This window comes from Streptomyces sp. NPDC041784 (genome assembly GCF_055591025.1).
Map to the genome: position 1 here is coordinate 708,625 of NZ_JBVJAB010000001.1, position 16,364 is coordinate 724,988.

A 16,364-nucleotide genomic window follows, 5' to 3' on the forward strand; every position below is an offset into this window, starting at 1 on the left:
CCTGCGGCCGGGCGTCCTGGATGGCCCTTGAGGCCGGTCAGCCGACCTTCTGGAGCTCTCGCTCGCCGCGGTCCGTGATCTGCGGGTTGCGGCGCTTGAGGACGAACCAGCCGGCGCCGAGGGCGAGTGCCCAGCCCGCCATCACGTACAGGCAGACGCGCGAGTCGGCGTCGTAGGCGATCAGGCAGGTGACGAAGAGCAGGAAGGCGATGGCGATCCAGCTGCACACCGCGCCGCCGGGCGCCGGGAAGGACGAGGCGGGCAGGCGGCCGGCGACGACCGCGCGGCGGTAGAGGACGTGGCTGATCAGGATCATCAGCCAGGTCCAGATGCCGGCCGCGGTGGCGACGGACATGACGTAGCCGAAGGCCTTCTCCGGGACGATGTAGTTCAGGACCACGCCGATGCCCATGAAGGCGACGGAGACGGCGATGCCGAGGGCCGGGGTCTTGGTCGAGGACAGCTTCCTGAAGGCCGCCGGGGCCTCGCCGCTGTCGGCCAGGTTCCGCAGCATGCGGCCGGTGGAGTACATGCCGGAGTTGCAGGAGGACAGGGCCGCGGTGAGGACGACGAAGTTCACGATGCCGGCGCCCGCCGGGATGCCGATCTTGGCGAAGGCGGCGACGAAGGGGCTCACGCCCGGCGCGAACTCGGTCCACTTGACCACGCAGAGGATGACGGTGAGCGCGCCGACGTAGAACAGCGCGATACGCCACGGGAGCGTGTTGATGGCCTTGGGGAGGGTCTTCTCGGGGTCCTCGGACTCGCCGGCCGTGACGCCGACCAGCTCGACGGCGAGGTAGGCGAACATGACGCCCTGGAGGGTCATCAGGGACGAGCCGATGCCCTTGGGGAAGAAGCCGTCGAAGGCCCAGAGGTTGGAGACGGCGGCGGTGTCGCCGGCGGAGCTGAAGCCGAAGGTGAGGACGCCCAGGCCGATCACGATCATGCCGATCAGCGCGGTGACCTTGACCATCGAGAACCAGAATTCCAGCTCACCGAAGACCTTCACGGAGATCAGGTTGACCCCGAAGAGGATCACCAGGAAGACCAGGGCCGTCACCCACTGCGGGACGTCCGGGAACCAGTAGTGGACGTAGATCGCGGCGGCGGTCAGCTCGGCCATGCCGGTGACCACCCACATCAGCCAGTACGTCCAGCCGGTGAAGTAGCCGAAGAACGGGCCGAGGAATTCGCGGGAGTACTCCGCGAAGGAGCCCGAGACGGGCCGGTAGAGCAGCAGCTCACCGAGGGCCCGCATGATGAAGAAGACGATCGCGCCCGCGAGGGCGTACATCAGGATGAGGCTGGGACCGGCCTTGGCGATGTTCGCCCCGGCTCCCAGGAAGAGGCCGACGCCGATGGCACCGCCGATCGCGATCATCTGGACCTGGCGGCTGCCGAGTCCTCGCTCGTATCCCTCTTCGGACGTCTTCTCCGTGTCGACCTGAGCGGAGGTCATGTTGTGGTGCGCCTTTCTCCATGCCGATCCGGGCCTCTCGTCGGCCTCGGATCGGGTTTCGATCCCCCCGGATTGATGGAGCTGGGCGGTCTCGTGGGGACCCGCCCGTGCCTGGCCGGCGGTCGCCGGCTCGGTGGCGCACCCGGCGGAACAGTGGGTGGTGTTCGCCGGGCGGTCGTGAAGATTTATCACGCCCGCACCATTGATCGCGGGTATGACGTGTGGCGCACGGCACAAGAAGAAGCGGATGAATGAGACACAAAGAGGACACTCCCGGCTGTCGCGGTGACGCGATCGTTATCCGGATTTGAGTGTCCTCTGAGCGAACAGGAGGGGGTGCGAACGACGGTTGAAAGGCGTACGAACTACGGCATAAGGGTCGTGACGAGGGTTTCCTGGAGGCCGCCGAGCCACAGGTACGCCATCACCATCGGCTTGCGGGGGTCGTCGTCCGGCAGCCGGAAGAGGAGATCGGTGTCGTCCTCGTCGGTGATCTCCAGCCGGGCGCCGATCGCGAGCCGCAGGTCGTTGAGCGCGCTGAGCCACTGCCGGGACTGCTGCGGCGTCAGCTCGAGCACCGCGCCGCCGTCACCGGCCGACTCCGCGGCGAGCGCGTCCAGCGAGCGGACCACCGCGAGGGCGTTCTCGCGCTTGCCGGCCCGGAGGTCGTTCTCGGTGTAGCGGCGGAACTCCGCCGAGTGCGCCTTCTGCTCGTCCGCCTGCCGCGGCCCCGGGGTGCCCTCCGGGTCGGTGTACGCGTCCGGGAAGAGCCGGCGCAGCACCGGGTCGGCCGGGGGCTCGGTCGGCCCCTCGGCGAACAGTTCGGCGAGCGGGTCGTCGGGGGCGTCCTCCGCGGGGCCGGGGCCGATCAGCTCCAGGAGCTGTACGGCCAGCGACCGGATGATGGAGATCTCGACGTCGTCGAGCGCGACGGCCGCGCCGCCGCCGGGGAGCGGTTCGAAGTGTCCGGGCATGGGTGAGGAGGCTACTTCCGGTCCTGCTGGAGGGTGGCCCACAGTCCGTAGCCGTGCATGGCCTGCACGTCGCGTTCCATCTCCTCGCGGGTTCCGCTGGAGACGACCGCCCGGCCCTTGTGGTGGACGTCGAGCATGAGCTTGGTGGCCTTGTCCTTGGTGTAGCCGAAGTACGTCTGGAAGACGTACGTCACGTAGCTCATCAGATTGACCGGGTCGTTGTGGACGATCGTGACCCAGGGGACGTCGGGCTCGGGTACGGCGAAGGCCTCCTCCGCCGACTCGGTGCGTTCGATCTCAAGGGGCGCGGGTGACGTCACATGGCCATGCTGCCACGCATCGCCGAAATCGTCACACTGACGAAATGGGGTTACGATGCTTGCCATGCTGCACACACCGGGGGACGCCCCCCGGACCCCCGGCCGGCGCCGGGCCACCCGGAAAGTCATAGCTAGGAGAGTTTGGTGGACGTAGCGGACCTTGGGCTGCCGGTGGACGTTCCCTCGACGGCGCTCTTCACGGACCAGTACGAGCTGACGATGCTGCAAGCCGCGCTGAAGGCCGGTACGGCCGAGCGGCGCAGCGTGTTCGAGGTCTTCACCCGGCGGCTGCCGGAGGGCCGGCGCTACGGCGTCGTCGCGGGCACCGGGCGGGTCCTGGACGCGGTGGAGAACTTCCGCTTCGACGCCGGCGTCCTCGGCTTCCTGCGCGAGCGGTCGATCGTCGACGACGAGACCCTGGACTGGCTCGCCGGATACCGCTTCTCGGGTGACGTGTGGGGCTATCCCGAGGGCGAGGTCTACTTCCCCGGCTCACCGATCATGCGGGTCGAGGGCTCCTTCGCCGAGTGCGTGCTGCTGGAGACGGTGATCCTCTCCGTCCTCAACCACGACTCCGCGATCGCGGCCGCCGCCTCCCGGATGTCCTCGGCCGCCGGCGACCGGCCGCTGATCGAGATGGGCGCCCGCCGCACCCACGAGCTGGCCGCGGTCGCCGCCTCCCGCGCCGCGTACGTCGGCGGCTTCGCCACCACCTCCGACCTGGCCGCCGGTTTCCGCTACGGCATCCCGACGGTGGGCACCAGCGCCCACGCCTTCACCCTGCTGCACGACAGCGAGCGGGACGCCTTCCGGGCCCAGGTGGACTCGCTGGGCCGGGGCACCACGCTGCTCGTCGACACCTACGACGTCGCCGAGGCCGTCCGGACGGCGCTGGAGGTGGCCGGGCCCGAGCTGGGCGCGGTCCGTATCGACTCCGGGGACCTGCTGCTCGTCGCGCACCGGGTACGCCATCAGCTGGACGAGCTGGGCGCGACGGGGACGCGGATCATCGTCACCTCCGACCTCGACGAGTACGCCATCGCCTCGCTGGCCGCGGCGCCCGTGGACGCCTACGGCGTCGGGACGCAGCTGGTGACCGGGTCCGGGCACCCGACCTGCTCGATGGTCTACAAGCTGGTCGCGCGCGCCGAGTCCACCGACCCGAAGGCGCCGCTGGTGCCGGTGGCGAAGAAGTCGACCGGCGGGAAGACCTCCGTCGGCGGCCGCAAGTGGGCCGCGCGGCGGCTGGACGGGGACGGGGTCGCTCAGGCCGAGGTGATCGGCACCGGCGCGGTGCCGGCCGAGCTGGCCGACCGGCAGCTGCTGGTGGAACTGGTCAAGGGCGGCGAGGTCGTCGCCCGCGAGCCCCTGGACGTCGCCCGCGACCGCCACAGGGCGGTCCTCGCGAACCTGCCCCTCTCCGCCACCCAGCTCTCCCGCGGCGAACCGGTCCTCCCCACGGAGTACCTCCACGGCCGGCCCTGACGCGACGGGGGCGCCCGGTGCACAGCCGGTGACGCCCCCTCCCGTACCGGCCGCAAACTCTCTAGGCTTGCTTACTTCACCCTCCCCAGGCTCGAAGAGCTGGGGGGACCCCCATCGAAGGACACCGACCATGCGCCGCGCCTTGATCGTCGTAGACGTGCAGAACGACTTCTGCGAGGGGGGCAGCCTCGCGGTGGCCGGGGGTGCCGATGTGGCCGCCGCGATCACCGAGCTGATCGGGCAGGCCCCCGCCGGATACCGGCACGTGGTCGCCACCCGCGATCACCACATCGCGCCCGGCGGACACTTCGCCGACAACCCGGACTTCGTCCACTCCTGGCCGGCGCACTGCGTCGCCGGCACCGAGGGCGTCGGGTTCCACCCGAACTTCGCGCCGGCGGTCGCCTCCGGCGCGATCGACGCCGTCTTCGACAAGGGCGCCTACGCGGCCGCGTACAGCGGTTTCGAGGGCGCCGACGAGAACGGCGTGACGCTGGGCGACTGGCTGCGGGCCCGCCAGGTCGACGAGGTCGACGTGGTCGGCATCGCCACCGACCACTGTGTGCGTGCCACCGCGCTGGACGCGGCCCGCGAGGGCTTCCGCACCCATGTCCTGCTCGACCTCACGGCCGGCGTGACCAAGGAGACCACCGACCGCGCCCTGGAGGAACTGCGCGAGGCGGGCGTCGAACTGTCGGGCAAGCCGGTCGTCTGACCCGCCGCACGCACGGCGGGAGCTACGCCGCGGCCGGCCGCAGCAGCGAGCGGATCGGCCGCCACAGCTCCGGAGCCGTGGTGACGACACCGTTGTCAGGTGTGGTGCGCCATATGAGGCCGTCCGGGTGGTGGAGTACGGCCGTGATCTCGTCCGGGGTCGGCGGGGCCGCGTTGCCGCGGAGGTAGACGGCGCGCAGGCCGAGGTTGCGGAGCCTGGTCAGGGCCCGGGCCCGGTTCTGGGCGTGGACCAGGACGCGCACCCCCGAGGCCGGGTCGGTGGCGGTGGGACTGGGCAGATTCAGCGCCACCACCACCCTGCCGTTGGGCAACTTGCAGAAGCCTCCTGCGGCCATACGGTCACACCCCCGTGCGCGTCGGTGTCAATAAGGAATTCACAGGACGCACCTAAACACGACCGGCGGCAACCCGCCAAGGGGTTGCCGCCGATACGCTTCTGACCTGCGACGATACGGACTACTTCGTCGAGGGACCGACCTTCACCGTGATCGTCGAGCCGCTCAGGGGCTCGTTGACGATCTTGATCGAGGTGTTGGTGTCAGTGACCTTGACGCCCGCGAGCGGGGTCGTCGCGTCGTAGTACGTCGACTTGCCGTCGTCGAAGACCGGGACACCCGGACGCGACTTGATCTTGACCGCGACATCCGCCCTGTGCAGCGTGATCGCGTCCGTCCGGTACCAGCTGAAGGGCGAGTCGAAGCTCTGCAGACGGGCGTTCATCACGCTGCCGTCGGCCCACTTCAGCGGGGTCGGGTGCGAGTCGATCGGGAGGATCAGGCCCTCACCCGGGTGCTGGCTGGTGTTGTCGTCCGCCTGGGAGGTGTCCCACTTCCAGATCAACAGGCCGTTCTGGTACGGGTAGTGCTCCACCCAGTCCGGACGGGTCGTCGAGAAGCCGAAGTTGTACGGGCCGACCTTGAGGGTCTTGTCGTACGACACGTACTGGCGGTTCTCGGCGATGTAGTACTGCGCGTAGTCGTCCGTGATGGACGCGCCGATACGCGAGAAGCCGGTCGCGGTCCAAGCGGCGTCCGCCGCCTCCGCGTTGTCCGAGAAGAGCGCGGCGCCGTCCGCCGTCACCGTGATCTCGTCGGCCGCGAAGCCCTTCTGGGCCACGCCGCCGTCGGTGGCGTAGCGGAAGCGCAGGCTGATCTGCTTGCCGGCGTAGGCGTCCAGCGGGAACGTCAGCTTCTGGTAGGCGTCCACCGTGCCGGTGAGGGCCGGCTTGCCGCTGCCGTCGCGCGGGATGGCGGTGCCGTCGGCCAGCGTGCCGTCGATCGGCGTGTAGCTGGCGCCGCCGTCCGTGGAGACCTCGGTGTAGAGGTAGTCGTAGTCGGTCTCGATGTCCCACCAGCCGTCGAGGGTGAGGGACGCCGACGACTTGCCGGTCAGGTCGACCGAGCGGGTCAGGGTGTTGCGCAGGTCGTCACCGCTGCCGCTCCACCACTGAGTGGCACCCTGTGCCGGGGCGACCACCTCGGTGGTGACCTCCTTCTCCGGCAGCTCGACCACGAGGGCCTGGGCGTTCTTGGTGTTGTACTCCGCGACGCCCAGCTTGTGGGTGGACTTCTTGCCCGCCGTGGCGACGTCGTAGTCCAGCCAGCCCAGCTGGAGCTTGTCCCAGGCGTTCATGTCGCCGGGGAGGTCGCCGATGGCTTCCTTGCCGGTGCCGAGCCAGGAACCGGAGGACATCAGGGTCCAGAAGCCGGTGGAGTTCTCGCCGCCGCCGGAGGTGTCGTACTCGTCGGGCAGGCCGAGGTCGTGGCCGTACTCGTGGGCGTAGACACCGAGGCCGCCGTTCTCCGGCTGGATGGTGTAGTCGCCGACCCAGATGCCGGAGTCACCGATCTCGGTGCCGCCGAGCTTGTTGGTGTCCGGGCCGGTGGAACCGGCGTCGGTACCGAAGGCGTACCAGCGGTGGGCCCAGATGGCGTCCGCGCCCTGGGCGCCGCCGCCCGCGGACTCGTCCTCGCCGGCGTGCACGATCTGGAAGTGGTCGATGTAGCCGTCGGACTCGTTGAAGTCGCCGTCGCCGTCGAAGTCGTAGCGGTCCCACTGGTCGAACTCGGCCAGCTCCGCCTTGATCTCGGCGGGCGTGGCACCCGCGGCCTCGCGCTCGGCGACCCAGGCGGTCACGCCGTCCTGGACCGCGTACCAGGCGCCGGTGGAGGCGCTGTTGGAGCCGTAACGGGCCTCGTTGTAGGGGACCTTGACCCAGTCGGTCACCTCGCCCTCGACCGAGTAGCGGCCCGAGGACTGCTTCTCGTAGTACTTCTTCAGCGACTCGGTCTTCTTGCCGGTGCCGAAGTACAGCTCCTGGAAGTGCTCCTGGTCGTAGTCCGCCTGCCAGGCCGTGGAGTTGTCCTTCGAGCGGTCCGGCGCGGCTATCTGGTTGTGCAGCGGGCCGGGGGTGCCGCCGTAGCGGCTGTCGATCTGGTCGCCGAACTCGACAAGAATCGTGAAGATCTTGTCGGTCTTCTCGCGGCCCAGCTCGACGTACTTGCTGTCGCCCTTGCGGCTCTCCAGCTGGACGACCTTCGAGCCGTCCCGGTCCTTGACCGACGCCTCGCCGGATATGACCTGCTGGAGGGCCTCCTGACGCTGCGCTTCCTGCGTCTTGCTGAGCGGGCCGTCGAAGTCGTGCTCCTTGGCCTTGGCAGGCTGCGGATCCTGCCGGTCCACCGCCGCGGCCTGGGCCGCACCGCTCCCAGCGGCCTGCGCCACGGCGAACGTCGAGAACGTCGCCGACGCCGCCGCAAGAGCGACGACCGTCGCGGCCGTCCTGAACGTCCAGGTTCTACTCGTCACTTGAAGCCTCCCTCACGCGCCCGTCCGCGCGGAAGGAGGAATCCCTGTCAAGGAAGGTCCGCGCGCTGTTATACGCGTGTAGTCAAGTGACGCCATTTGACTACTGGTTGGAAAGAAAAGACAGACCTTGACTTGGACAAGTCAACTGCATTATTGGGAGCCGGTGTTCGCATTGCGGACATGTGACAGTCACGTGAAGGGCGCGCGGAGCCGTCCACTTGGCGGACTCCATGACTCCGTGCGCCCCCTGTGCTCCGGCACCGTGGGTTAGGTCACGCTTACCGTTCGTTCCACTCGGGCATGCAGGCGAATAGAGTCGAGATCTCCCCCGCATCCGAGGACACGATTGCCATGCCTCGTCCGACTGTCGCACAGCTCACGTACGGTTCCTGCACCGTCATCTTCTCGACGCTCGCCATGCTGCTGCTGTCACAGACGAGTTCCGGCCCCGGGATCGCGGTCATCGCCATCGCCGCACTCGGACTCGGCCTGCTCGTCGCGATGACGGTACCGGTACCGCGGCCGTCCCCCACGCCACCGGCCCGGCGAGCACAGCCCGAGGCGGTACCCGTACCCGCCTCCGTCACCGCCGCACCCGAGCCCGTCCGGGAGCCGACGGCCCCCTGACCGACCTGCGGAAGGGCCCGAGCCGTCCGGTACGGGCCCTTCCGCATGCACCGGCACGGATGCTCCGCACGCATGCACCGGCACGCAGGCTCCGGCACGTCAGGTGACGGCGACCACCACGGTCTTGGCCGCCTTGTCGTGCAGGCCCTGCTTGTACGGCTTGTCGAAGTAGCTCCAGCCGCCGCAGATCGCCGTCCACACACAGGCGCAGCAGAACGCGAACGGCAACCACAGCACCAGGGCGCGGCTCAGCGAGGTCTGCACGGAGGGCGTGGAGCCGTTGTCGAGGTTGGCCACCCGCATGCCGAACCACTTCTTGCCGAGGGTCTGGCCGCCTCGGGCGGTCAGGATCGTGTCGTACGCGACATAGAGGATCGCGGTGATCAGCTCGCGTCCGAAGGTCTTGCCGAACTCGATCTCGTCGGCGTCGACCGTGTACTGGTCCACCCGGAAGACCCAGGCCAGCAGCACGACCACGGTGTAGACCAGGATCATGTCGATGATCCGGGCGAGGGTGCGTCTGCCGCTGTCGGCGAGCGGCGGCATGCCGGCCAGCGGGTCGGCGGGGTAACCCCCGTAGGGGTCACCGCCGTAAGGGCCGCCGCCGGCTTCACCCCCACCACCGCCACCGCCACCGCCGGTGTACGGCGGGGGCGGTTCCCCGTCGTACGGCCTGTCGTAGGGCGAGCCCCCCGAAGGCCCCTGCGACGGCCCCGGCGGGGGCTGTTGCGGAGGCTGCTGCGGGGGCTGCTTCCGGAACGGGTCGTCCTCCGGCGGGCCGCCGGAGTCGGAGGGCGGTTCGGTGGTCATGGCCCGAGTGGACCGCGAACCCCGGACCGCCGCATCCGGCGAGCGGCCGTACGGGGGTATGGCCGCACGGGGTGCGGCGGCTGTGCGTGGGGCGGCCCGGGTCAGCCCGCGACGAACGTGTGGGCCGCCTTGTCGTGCCAGCACTGGCGCCACGGCTTGTCGAACAGGCCCCAGACGACACCCACGACACCGACGACGAGCAGTCCGGGCACGCTGTAGACGAGCCAGCGGCGCAGCGCGGCCCCGAAGGACGGGGGCTCGTGCCCCTCGATGTCCCGCACCTGAAGACCGAACAGCTTCTTGCCGAGCGTGCGGCCCCACTTGGCGGTCGGCAGGGCCTCGTACAGGACCCCGAAGACGAGCAGCACGGCGAGGACGATGCCCAGGTAGACAGAGGTCGTGCCGTCGAGCAGCCAGACGGTGACGGTCTCTCCGGTGAGCTTGGCCTCGTCGATCTTCTCGTTGACGTGGCCGAGGGCCTTGATGCCGAGCGGCACCGCCGCGGCGGCGGTGACCGCCGCGAGGACCAGGGTGTCCACGAGACGCGCGGCGAGCCGCTTGCCGAGGCCCGCGGGCCGGGCCGCCGCCTGCCGGCGGGCAGCCGCCTGGAAGATGTCGTCGACGGGCGGCTTCCAGGGCGCGGGCGGCTCGTCGCCGCCCGCGAGCCGGTGCACCTGCTGGGCCCAGGACGACTGCCCGCCACCGAAGCCGGGGCTCATCGGTGCGGACGCCTGGACGGCGGCGGCGGCCTGGGCCGGGGCGGGTACCTGGCCGGCGGCCGGAGCGGGCGCCGGCGCCGGGCCGGCGGACTGCTGGGGCACACCCGGGGCGCCGGAGAGGGCGGTCGCCTGGCCGGCGGCGGGCGGGAAGCCCTCGGCGCCGCCCTGCGGCACGCCGTGCGGGGCGGCGGGACCCGGCGCCGGTGCCGACTGCGCGGCCGCGGCCCGCTCGGCCGCCGCCTTCCCGGCCCCGAAGCCGGGCTTGGCGGGAGCGGGGGCAGGAGCGGGAGCGGGAGCGGCGCTCGCGGTACCGGGGGGTGGGCCGAAGCCGCCCTCGGCACCGGCACCCGCCTGCCCGGTCGCGTTCTGCGGGCCGAAGGCCGGACCGCCCGTGCCCGCCGCCCCCGGTCCGGCGGCGCCCTCCTGTGCGCCGGACGGGCCGGTCTGTGCGCCGGACGCGCCGGGGCTGTCGGCCGTGCGCGGGGCCGGCGCGCGGAAGATGACCGTACCGGGGTCGTGGGGAGGGGCACCGGCACCCGCGCCGGCTCCGGACTCGGGCTCGGGCTCCGCCTGCGGAGCCGCCGCCTGGAGCCTCGGGTCGGGGCCCTGCGGGGTGCCCCAGGAGATCCGGCGGTCCTGGTCACCGCCGAAGCCGGACTGGTGGGAACGGTCGGCGCCCCACGACGCGGCGGGCTCGGCCCGGCCGCCGTACGGCTGCGCCGGGTTCGGGTCCTCGTCGAAGAAGTGCGGGCCGGTCTCCTCGACGGAGGCCGCCGGAGGCGTGAGCGGTTCACCGGCCGAGGGGGCCGGGCGGCTGGTGCCCGGGACCCAGGCGGAACCGTTCCAGTACCGGACGTATCCGGGAATGGAGGGGTCCGGGTAGAACCCTTCGCGGGGCCGGTCGTCGCCGGGGGCCGGGGTTGGGGCGCTCATGTCCGTCGTCCCGTATCTGCTCGGAGGTGGGCTTGGGGGGATCCACATCTATCAGACCGGCGCAACCCCCACCCGCACTCCCGGCGGACCCGCCCCTTTCCGGGCATCCCCGTGCAGGCCCTTCACACGTTCGGAACCGTCCGCCACGTCTCGCGGAAAAAAACTTCTCCGAACCCGCGTAATGCTCCGCATCCTTCTCGCTCTCTCCCTCCGTACAGATCCGTACCGAGAGGAGAACGACCATGCATCACACCGTGGTGGAGCGCGAACTGGAACTCAGGCTCATCCTGTCGCCGGAGCGCAGCATTCCCGTCCCGGCCCGGCTGGGCTACCGCAGTGACGACCCGTTCGCCGTCCATGTCACCTTCCACATCAACTCCGAGCACCCCGTGCACTGGACCTTCGCCCGCGAGCTGCTGGTGGAGGGGGTGTTCCGGCCCTGTGGGCACGGGGACGTGCGGGTGTGGCCGACGAAGGTGGACGGCCGCAGTGTCGTGCTGATGGCGCTGAGTTCACCCGACGGCGACGCCCTGCTGCAAGGGCCGGCCGCCCAGGTCTCGGCCTGGCTGGAGCGCACGCTGCGGGTGGTGCCCCCGGGGGCGGAAGGGGAGCAGCTCGGCATCGACGACGGTCTGGCCGAACTGCTCGCCCCGACCCCCGCGGACGACCTGTGGCCGCGCGACCCGTGGCCCTCGGACGAGTCGGTGGACGGTGAATGAGGCGGGGTGGAGAACGGGATGGAGAACGGGATGGAGAGCGGGGTGGAGAGCGGGGTGGATCAGAACAGCTTGCCCGGGTTGAGGATGCCCAGCGGGTCGAAGACGTGCTTGACCGCCCGCTGCATCTCCAGCCCCACCGGGCCGATCTCGCGCGCCAGCCACTCCTTCTTCAGGACGCCGACGCCGTGTTCGCCGGTGATGGTGCCGCCGAGTTCCAGGCCGAGGGCCATGATCTCGTCGAAGGACTCGCGGGCGCGCCGGCTCTCGTCGGGGTCCTGCGCGTCGAAGCAGACGGTGGGGTGGGTGTTGCCGTCGCCCGCGTGGGCGACGACGCCGATGGTCAGCCGGTGCTTGTCCGCGATGCGTTCCACGCCCTCGATCATGTCGCCGAGGCGCGAGCGGGGCACGCACACGTCGTCGATCATCGTGGTGCCCTTGACGGCCTCCAGGGCGACGAGCGACGACCGACGGGCCTTGAGCAGGAGTTCGGACTCGGCGGCGTCGTCGGCGGGGACCACCTGGGTGGCGCCGGCCGCCTCGCACAGCGCGCCGACCGCGGCGAGGTCGGCGGCCGGGTCCGGGGTGTCGAAGGCGGCGAGCAGCAGGGCCTCGGTGGACTCCGGCAGGCCCATGTGGGCGAGGTCGTTGACGGCCTTGACGGTCGTACGGTCCATGAGTTCGAGGAGCGAGGGCACGTGCCCTCCCGCCATGATCCGGCAGACCGCGTCGCAGGCGGCGGCCGCCGAGGCGAACTCCGCTGCCAGCACCAGCTGCTGCGGCGGCTGCGGCCTGAGCCCCAGGACCGCCCGTACGACGATGCCGAGCGAGCCCTCGGAGCCGACGAACAGCCGGGTCAGGTCGTACCCCGCGACGCCCTTCGCGGTGCGGCGGCCGGTGGACATCAGACGGCCGTCGGCCAGCACCACGTCGAGGCCGAGGACGTACTCGGCCGTCACCCCGTACTTCACACAGCACAGGCCGCCGGAGGCGGTGCCGATGTTGCCGCCGATCGTGCACGTCTCCCAGCTGGAGGGGTCCGGCGGGTAATAGAGGCCGTGTTCGCCGACCGCCCGGGAGAGCGCGGCGTTGACGACCCCCGGTTCGACGACGGCGATCCGGTCGACCGGGCTGATCTCGAGGATGCGGTCCATCCTCGTCAGGGAGAGCACGACGCAGCCGTCGGAGGCGTTGGCGCCGCCGGACAGACCGGTGCGGGCGCCCTGCGGGACGACCGGGACGCGCAGCTCGGTCGCGGTGCGCATCACGTGCCGCACCTGCTCGACCGTGCGCGGCAGCACCACGACGGCCGGGGTGCCGGCCGGGCAGAAGCTGGCCATGTCGTTGGCGTACGAGACCGTGACGTCGGGGTCGGTGAGGACGGCCTCGGCGGGCAGGCCGGCGAGCAGACGGTCGACGAGGCTGCCCGTGACGTTGTCGTGCGGCGCTTCGATACGGCTCATGATCACAGCCTCGCACCCGGGGCCATCGGTGTGAACCCCGGCCACGGGAGCCGTCACCTGCCCGGGTGCGGTCACCGTGGGGACGCAGAGTGAACCGCATGGAGAACGAAGAGGGCACCGCCCCGGACGTGGCCCCCCGGAAGGCCTCCTGGTACCGCCGGCCGCTGTTCGTCGGCCCGCTGGCGGGGTGTCTCGTGCTGGGCGGCGCCCTGCTGCTGTGGGCGCCCGGCGGGCCGGACCGGGGCGGGGCGGCGGCGCCGGGGGCGCAGGCGCACTCGGCGGTGCGGACCGGGGTGGCGGCCGCGCTGCCCGATCTGGCGGTGCTGATCGAGGAGCGCGAGAGCCGGGTGCGGAAGCATCCGCGGGACGCGCGGTCCTGGGCGGTGCTCGGCGCGGCCTATGTCGAGCAGGGGCGGCGCACCGCCGACGCGGCCGGGCAGTACCCGAAGGCGGAGCGGGCGCTGCGCACCTCGCTGTCGGTGGGTCCGCGGGGCAACGCCGAGGCCCTGGGAGGGCTGGCGGCGCTGGCCAACGCGCGCCGCGACTTCCGGGCGGCGAAGGCCTGGGGCGAGGCCGCGCGCACGGCGGCACCGCGGCGCTGGACGACGTATTCGCAGCTCATCGACGCCTACACCGGGCTCGGCGAGTACAAGAAGGCCCATGGGGCGCTGGACCGGCTGATGCGGCTGCGGTCCGGTCCGCCCGTGCTCGGGCGGGCGGCGGACGTGTACTGGGACCGGGGCCGGCGGGAGGACGCGCAGGCCGCGCTCTCCGACGCGGCGGCCGCGGCCGCCTCCCCCGCCGAGGAGGCCGCGTGGCGGGAGCGGGCCGGGCAGCTGGCCTTCGAGCGCGGTGAACGCGAGGACGCGCTGCGCAGCTTCAGGGAGGCGGTGCGGCTCGACCCCGACCAGCGGGCCGCACAGGCCGGGCTGGGGCGGGCGCTGGCGGCGCTGGGCCGGATGCCGGAGGCGCTCAGCGCGTACCAGGACGCGCTCGCCGGGCAGCCGCTGCCGCAGTACGCCCTCGAACTGGGCGAGCTGTACGAGTCGCTGGGGCTGACCCGGCCCGCCGGGGCGCAGTACGACCTGCTGCGCGAGCGGGTGCGCCGGGACGCGGCGGGCGGGGTCGACGGGGAGCTGGTGCTGGGCCGCTTCGAGGCGGACCACGGGGACCCGGGGTCGGCGGTACGGCGGCTGCGGGCCGAGTGGCGGCGCCAGCCGGGGATCGCGGTGGCGGACGCGCTGGGGTGGGCGCTGCACCGGGCCGGGAAGCACGAGGAGGCGCTGCGGTTCGCGGCGATCGCCACCGACCACGCGCACGGCGGCGCGGTGCGCAGCGCGCCGTACGCCTTCCACCGGGGGATGATCGAGCGGGCGCTGGGGAAGACCGCGCCCGCCCGGCGTCATCTCCAGGAGGCGTTGCGGCTCAATCCGTACTTCTCCCCGCTGCACGCCCCGGCGGCGCGTGCGGCGCTGGCGAAGCTGGGCGAGGTACCGGACGTCGAGCCGCCCGACTGACGGACCAGGGACCGGTCCTACAGGTTGCCGCGCTTCTCCTGCTCCCGTTCGATCGCCTCGAAGAGGGCCTTGAAGTTGCCCTTGCCGAAGCCCATCGAGCCGTGCCGTTCGATGATCTCGAAGAACACGGTCGGACGGTCCTGGACCGGCTTGGTGAAGATCTGGAGCAGGTAGCCGTCCTCGTCGCGGTCGGCGAGGATCTTCAGCTCGCGCAGGGTCTCGACGGGCACCCGGGTGTCGCCGACCCACTCTCCGAGGGTGTCGTAGTAGGAGTCGGGGGTGTCGAGGAAGCGGACACCGGCCGCGCGCATGGTGCGGACCGTCTCGACGATGTCGCCCGTGTTCAGCGCGATGTGCTGGACGCCGGCGCCGCCGTAGAACTCCAGGTACTCGTCGATCTGGGACTTCTTCTTGGCGATCGCGGGCTCGTTGATCGGGAACTTGACCTTCAGGGTGCCGTCGGCGACGACCTTCGACATCAGGGCGGAGTACTCGGTGGCGATGTCGTCGCCCACGAACTCCTTCATGTTCGTGAAGCCCATGACCTTGTTGTAGAAGCCGACCCATTCGTTCATGCGGCCGAGCTCGACGTTGCCGACGCAGTGGTCGATGGCCTGGAAGGTGCGGTGGGCGGGCGGTTCGACGAGCGGGTCGGCGGTGACGAAGCCCGGGAGGTAGGGGCCGTCGTAGCCGGAGCGGTCGACGAGGGTGTGGCGGGTCTCGCCGTAGGTGGCGATCGCGGCGAGGACGACCGTGCCGTGCTCGTCCTTCAGCTCGTAGGGCTCGGCGACCGAGCGGGCGCCGTGCTCGATCGCGTAGGCGTAGGCGGCGCGGGCGTCCGGGACCTCGATCGCGAGGTCGACGACGCCGTCGCCGTGCTCGGCCACGTGCCGGGCGAGGAAGTGGCCCCAGGGGGTGGCGGGCTTGATGACGGAGGTGAGGACGAAGCGGGCCGAGCCGTTGGTGAGCACGTACGAGGCGGTCTCGCGGCTGCCGGTCTCCGGTCCGGAGTAGGCGACCAGCTTCATGCCGAAGGCGGTGGAGTAGTAGTGCGCCGCCTGCTTGGCGTTGCCCACGGCGAAGACGACCGCGTCCATTCCCTTGACCGGGAAGGGGTCGGCCTGCCGGGCGGTGTCGGGAGTGTGGTGTGTGGTCTGCGTCATAGCGGAAGCCTCGCCTTCGCCCGCAAGGTGCGCAATAGTTCGCTTCATCGCTGGGCAATCTGTCCAGCGGCACGACGGTGTCGGCGGACTTTCTGTACAGGGTGACCATCTAGGAGGCGGCGGTGGCGATCGATCATCTGGACGGACGCATCATCGGGCTGCTCGCCCGGGAGCCGCGGATCGGTGTGCTGGAGATGTCCCGGCGGCTGGGGGTCGCCCGGGGCACCGCGCAGGCGCGGCTGGACCGGCTTCAGTCGAATGGCGTCATCCGCGGCTTCGGTCCGGACGTGGACCCGGCGGCCCTCGGCTACCCGGTCACCGCCTTCGCCACGCTCCAGATCCGACAGGGCCAAGGGCCCGACGTACGCGCCCACTTGGCGACCGTGCCGGAGGTGCTGGAGCTGCACACCACCACCGGCAGCGGGGACATGCTGTGCCGGCTGGTGGCCCGCTCCAACGCCGATCTCCAGCGGGTCATCGACCTGGTTGTCGGTTTTGATGGGATCGTCCGGGCCTCCACCGCGATCGTGATGGAGAACGCCGTCCCGCTGCGGATCATCCCGCTGGTGGAGCAGGCGGCCCGGGACCGGGAGAGGACCTAGCGGCGGGCTGTGCGGCATGGGCGGTGAGCG

The 16,364-nt window shown here is 71.2% G+C and carries 15 protein-coding genes; 6 read left to right on the plus strand and 9 right to left on the minus strand.

Features of this window, described 5'->3' with window-relative positions:
- Positions 1 to 37: 37 nt before the first annotated feature.
- The 3 genes from ACZ6D7_RS03150 to clpS form a co-directional block, all read right to left on the minus strand.
- On the minus strand, positions 38 to 1,462 hold the full coding sequence (locus ACZ6D7_RS03150) for an amino acid permease (RefSeq protein ID WP_469482778.1): 1,425 nt from the start codon (positions 1,460 to 1,462) through the stop codon (positions 38 to 40).
- 365 nt (positions 1,463 to 1,827) lie between these two features.
- On the minus strand, positions 1,828 to 2,436 hold the full coding sequence (locus ACZ6D7_RS03155; RefSeq protein ID WP_469482780.1) for a DUF2017 domain-containing protein: 609 nt from the start codon (positions 2,434 to 2,436) through the stop codon (positions 1,828 to 1,830).
- Positions 2,437 to 2,447: 11 nt separating this feature from the next.
- Positions 2,448 to 2,822, minus strand: coding sequence for an ATP-dependent Clp protease adapter ClpS (gene clpS / locus ACZ6D7_RS03160; protein ID WP_469482782.1), 375 nt, complete (start codon positions 2,820 to 2,822; stop codon positions 2,448 to 2,450).
- Positions 2,823 to 2,900: 78 nt separating this feature from the next.
- Here clpS and ACZ6D7_RS03165 point away from each other — a divergent pair, with 78 nt between their 5' ends.
- Positions 2,901 to 4,241 (plus strand): nicotinate phosphoribosyltransferase, encoded by a 1,341-nt coding sequence (locus ACZ6D7_RS03165; protein WP_469482784.1) that lies wholly within the window; start codon positions 2,901 to 2,903, stop codon positions 4,239 to 4,241.
- A gap of 130 nt (positions 4,242 to 4,371) precedes the next feature.
- Complete coding sequence (locus tag ACZ6D7_RS03170; RefSeq protein ID WP_469482786.1) at positions 4,372 to 4,956, plus strand: isochorismatase family protein; 585 nt, start codon at positions 4,372 to 4,374, stop codon at positions 4,954 to 4,956.
- A 22-nt stretch (positions 4,957 to 4,978) separates the two neighbouring features.
- Here ACZ6D7_RS03170 and ACZ6D7_RS03175 read toward each other — a convergent pair whose 3' ends face one another.
- Together ACZ6D7_RS03175 and ACZ6D7_RS03180 are read right to left on the minus strand one after the other, a co-directional pair.
- Positions 4,979 to 5,311, minus strand: coding sequence for a hypothetical protein (locus tag ACZ6D7_RS03175; protein ID WP_469482788.1), 333 nt, complete (start codon positions 5,309 to 5,311; stop codon positions 4,979 to 4,981).
- A 121-nt stretch (positions 5,312 to 5,432) separates the two neighbouring features.
- Positions 5,433 to 7,784, minus strand: a complete 2,352-nt coding sequence (locus ACZ6D7_RS03180) for an immune inhibitor A domain-containing protein (protein ID WP_469482790.1) — start codon at positions 7,782 to 7,784, stop codon at positions 5,433 to 5,435.
- A gap of 351 nt (positions 7,785 to 8,135) precedes the next feature.
- Between ACZ6D7_RS03180 and ACZ6D7_RS03185 the strand changes: the two genes are divergently transcribed.
- A complete protein-coding gene (locus ACZ6D7_RS03185) occupies positions 8,136 to 8,411 on the plus strand; it encodes a hypothetical protein (protein WP_469482792.1) in 276 nt (91 codons plus the stop codon).
- Positions 8,412 to 8,510: 99 nt separating this feature from the next.
- Here the strand turns inward: ACZ6D7_RS03185 and ACZ6D7_RS03190 are convergent, their stop codons facing one another.
- Positions 8,511 to 9,221: an RDD family protein gene (locus tag ACZ6D7_RS03190; RefSeq protein ID WP_469482794.1), complete on the minus strand. Its 711-nt coding sequence runs from the start codon at positions 9,219 to 9,221 to the stop codon at positions 8,511 to 8,513.
- Positions 9,222 to 9,322: 101 nt separating this feature from the next.
- Positions 9,323 to 10,873 (minus strand): RDD family protein, encoded by a 1,551-nt coding sequence (locus ACZ6D7_RS03195; RefSeq protein ID WP_469482796.1) that lies wholly within the window; start codon positions 10,871 to 10,873, stop codon positions 9,323 to 9,325.
- Positions 10,874 to 11,115: 242 nt separating this feature from the next.
- Here ACZ6D7_RS03195 and ACZ6D7_RS03200 point away from each other — a divergent pair, with 242 nt between their 5' ends.
- Positions 11,116 to 11,592 (plus strand): SsgA family sporulation/cell division regulator, encoded by a 477-nt coding sequence (locus ACZ6D7_RS03200; RefSeq protein WP_469482798.1) that lies wholly within the window; start codon positions 11,116 to 11,118, stop codon positions 11,590 to 11,592.
- A 59-nt stretch (positions 11,593 to 11,651) separates the two neighbouring features.
- On the opposite strand, the gene ACZ6D7_RS03205 is transcribed toward ACZ6D7_RS03200, so the two are convergent.
- The gene (locus ACZ6D7_RS03205; RefSeq protein WP_469482800.1) at positions 11,652 to 13,058 is read right to left on the minus strand and encodes an FAD-binding oxidoreductase; all 1,407 of its coding nucleotides are present in this window, start codon (positions 13,056 to 13,058) and stop codon (positions 11,652 to 11,654) included.
- A gap of 92 nt (positions 13,059 to 13,150) precedes the next feature.
- On the opposite strand from ACZ6D7_RS03205, the gene ACZ6D7_RS03210 reads away from it, so the two are divergent.
- The gene (locus tag ACZ6D7_RS03210) at positions 13,151 to 14,569 is read left to right on the plus strand and encodes a tetratricopeptide repeat protein (RefSeq protein ID WP_469482802.1); all 1,419 of its coding nucleotides are present in this window, start codon (positions 13,151 to 13,153) and stop codon (positions 14,567 to 14,569) included.
- Positions 14,570 to 14,586: 17 nt separating this feature from the next.
- Here ACZ6D7_RS03210 and hppD read toward each other — a convergent pair whose 3' ends face one another.
- Positions 14,587 to 15,732, minus strand: a complete 1,146-nt coding sequence (gene hppD / locus ACZ6D7_RS03215; protein ID WP_469482804.1) for a 4-hydroxyphenylpyruvate dioxygenase — start codon at positions 15,730 to 15,732, stop codon at positions 14,587 to 14,589.
- 122 nt (positions 15,733 to 15,854) lie between these two features.
- On the opposite strand from hppD, the gene ACZ6D7_RS03220 reads away from it, so the two are divergent.
- Positions 15,855 to 16,334 (plus strand): Lrp/AsnC family transcriptional regulator, encoded by a 480-nt coding sequence (locus ACZ6D7_RS03220; protein WP_469482806.1) that lies wholly within the window; start codon positions 15,855 to 15,857, stop codon positions 16,332 to 16,334.
- The last annotated feature ends 30 nt before the right edge of the window (positions 16,335 to 16,364 follow it).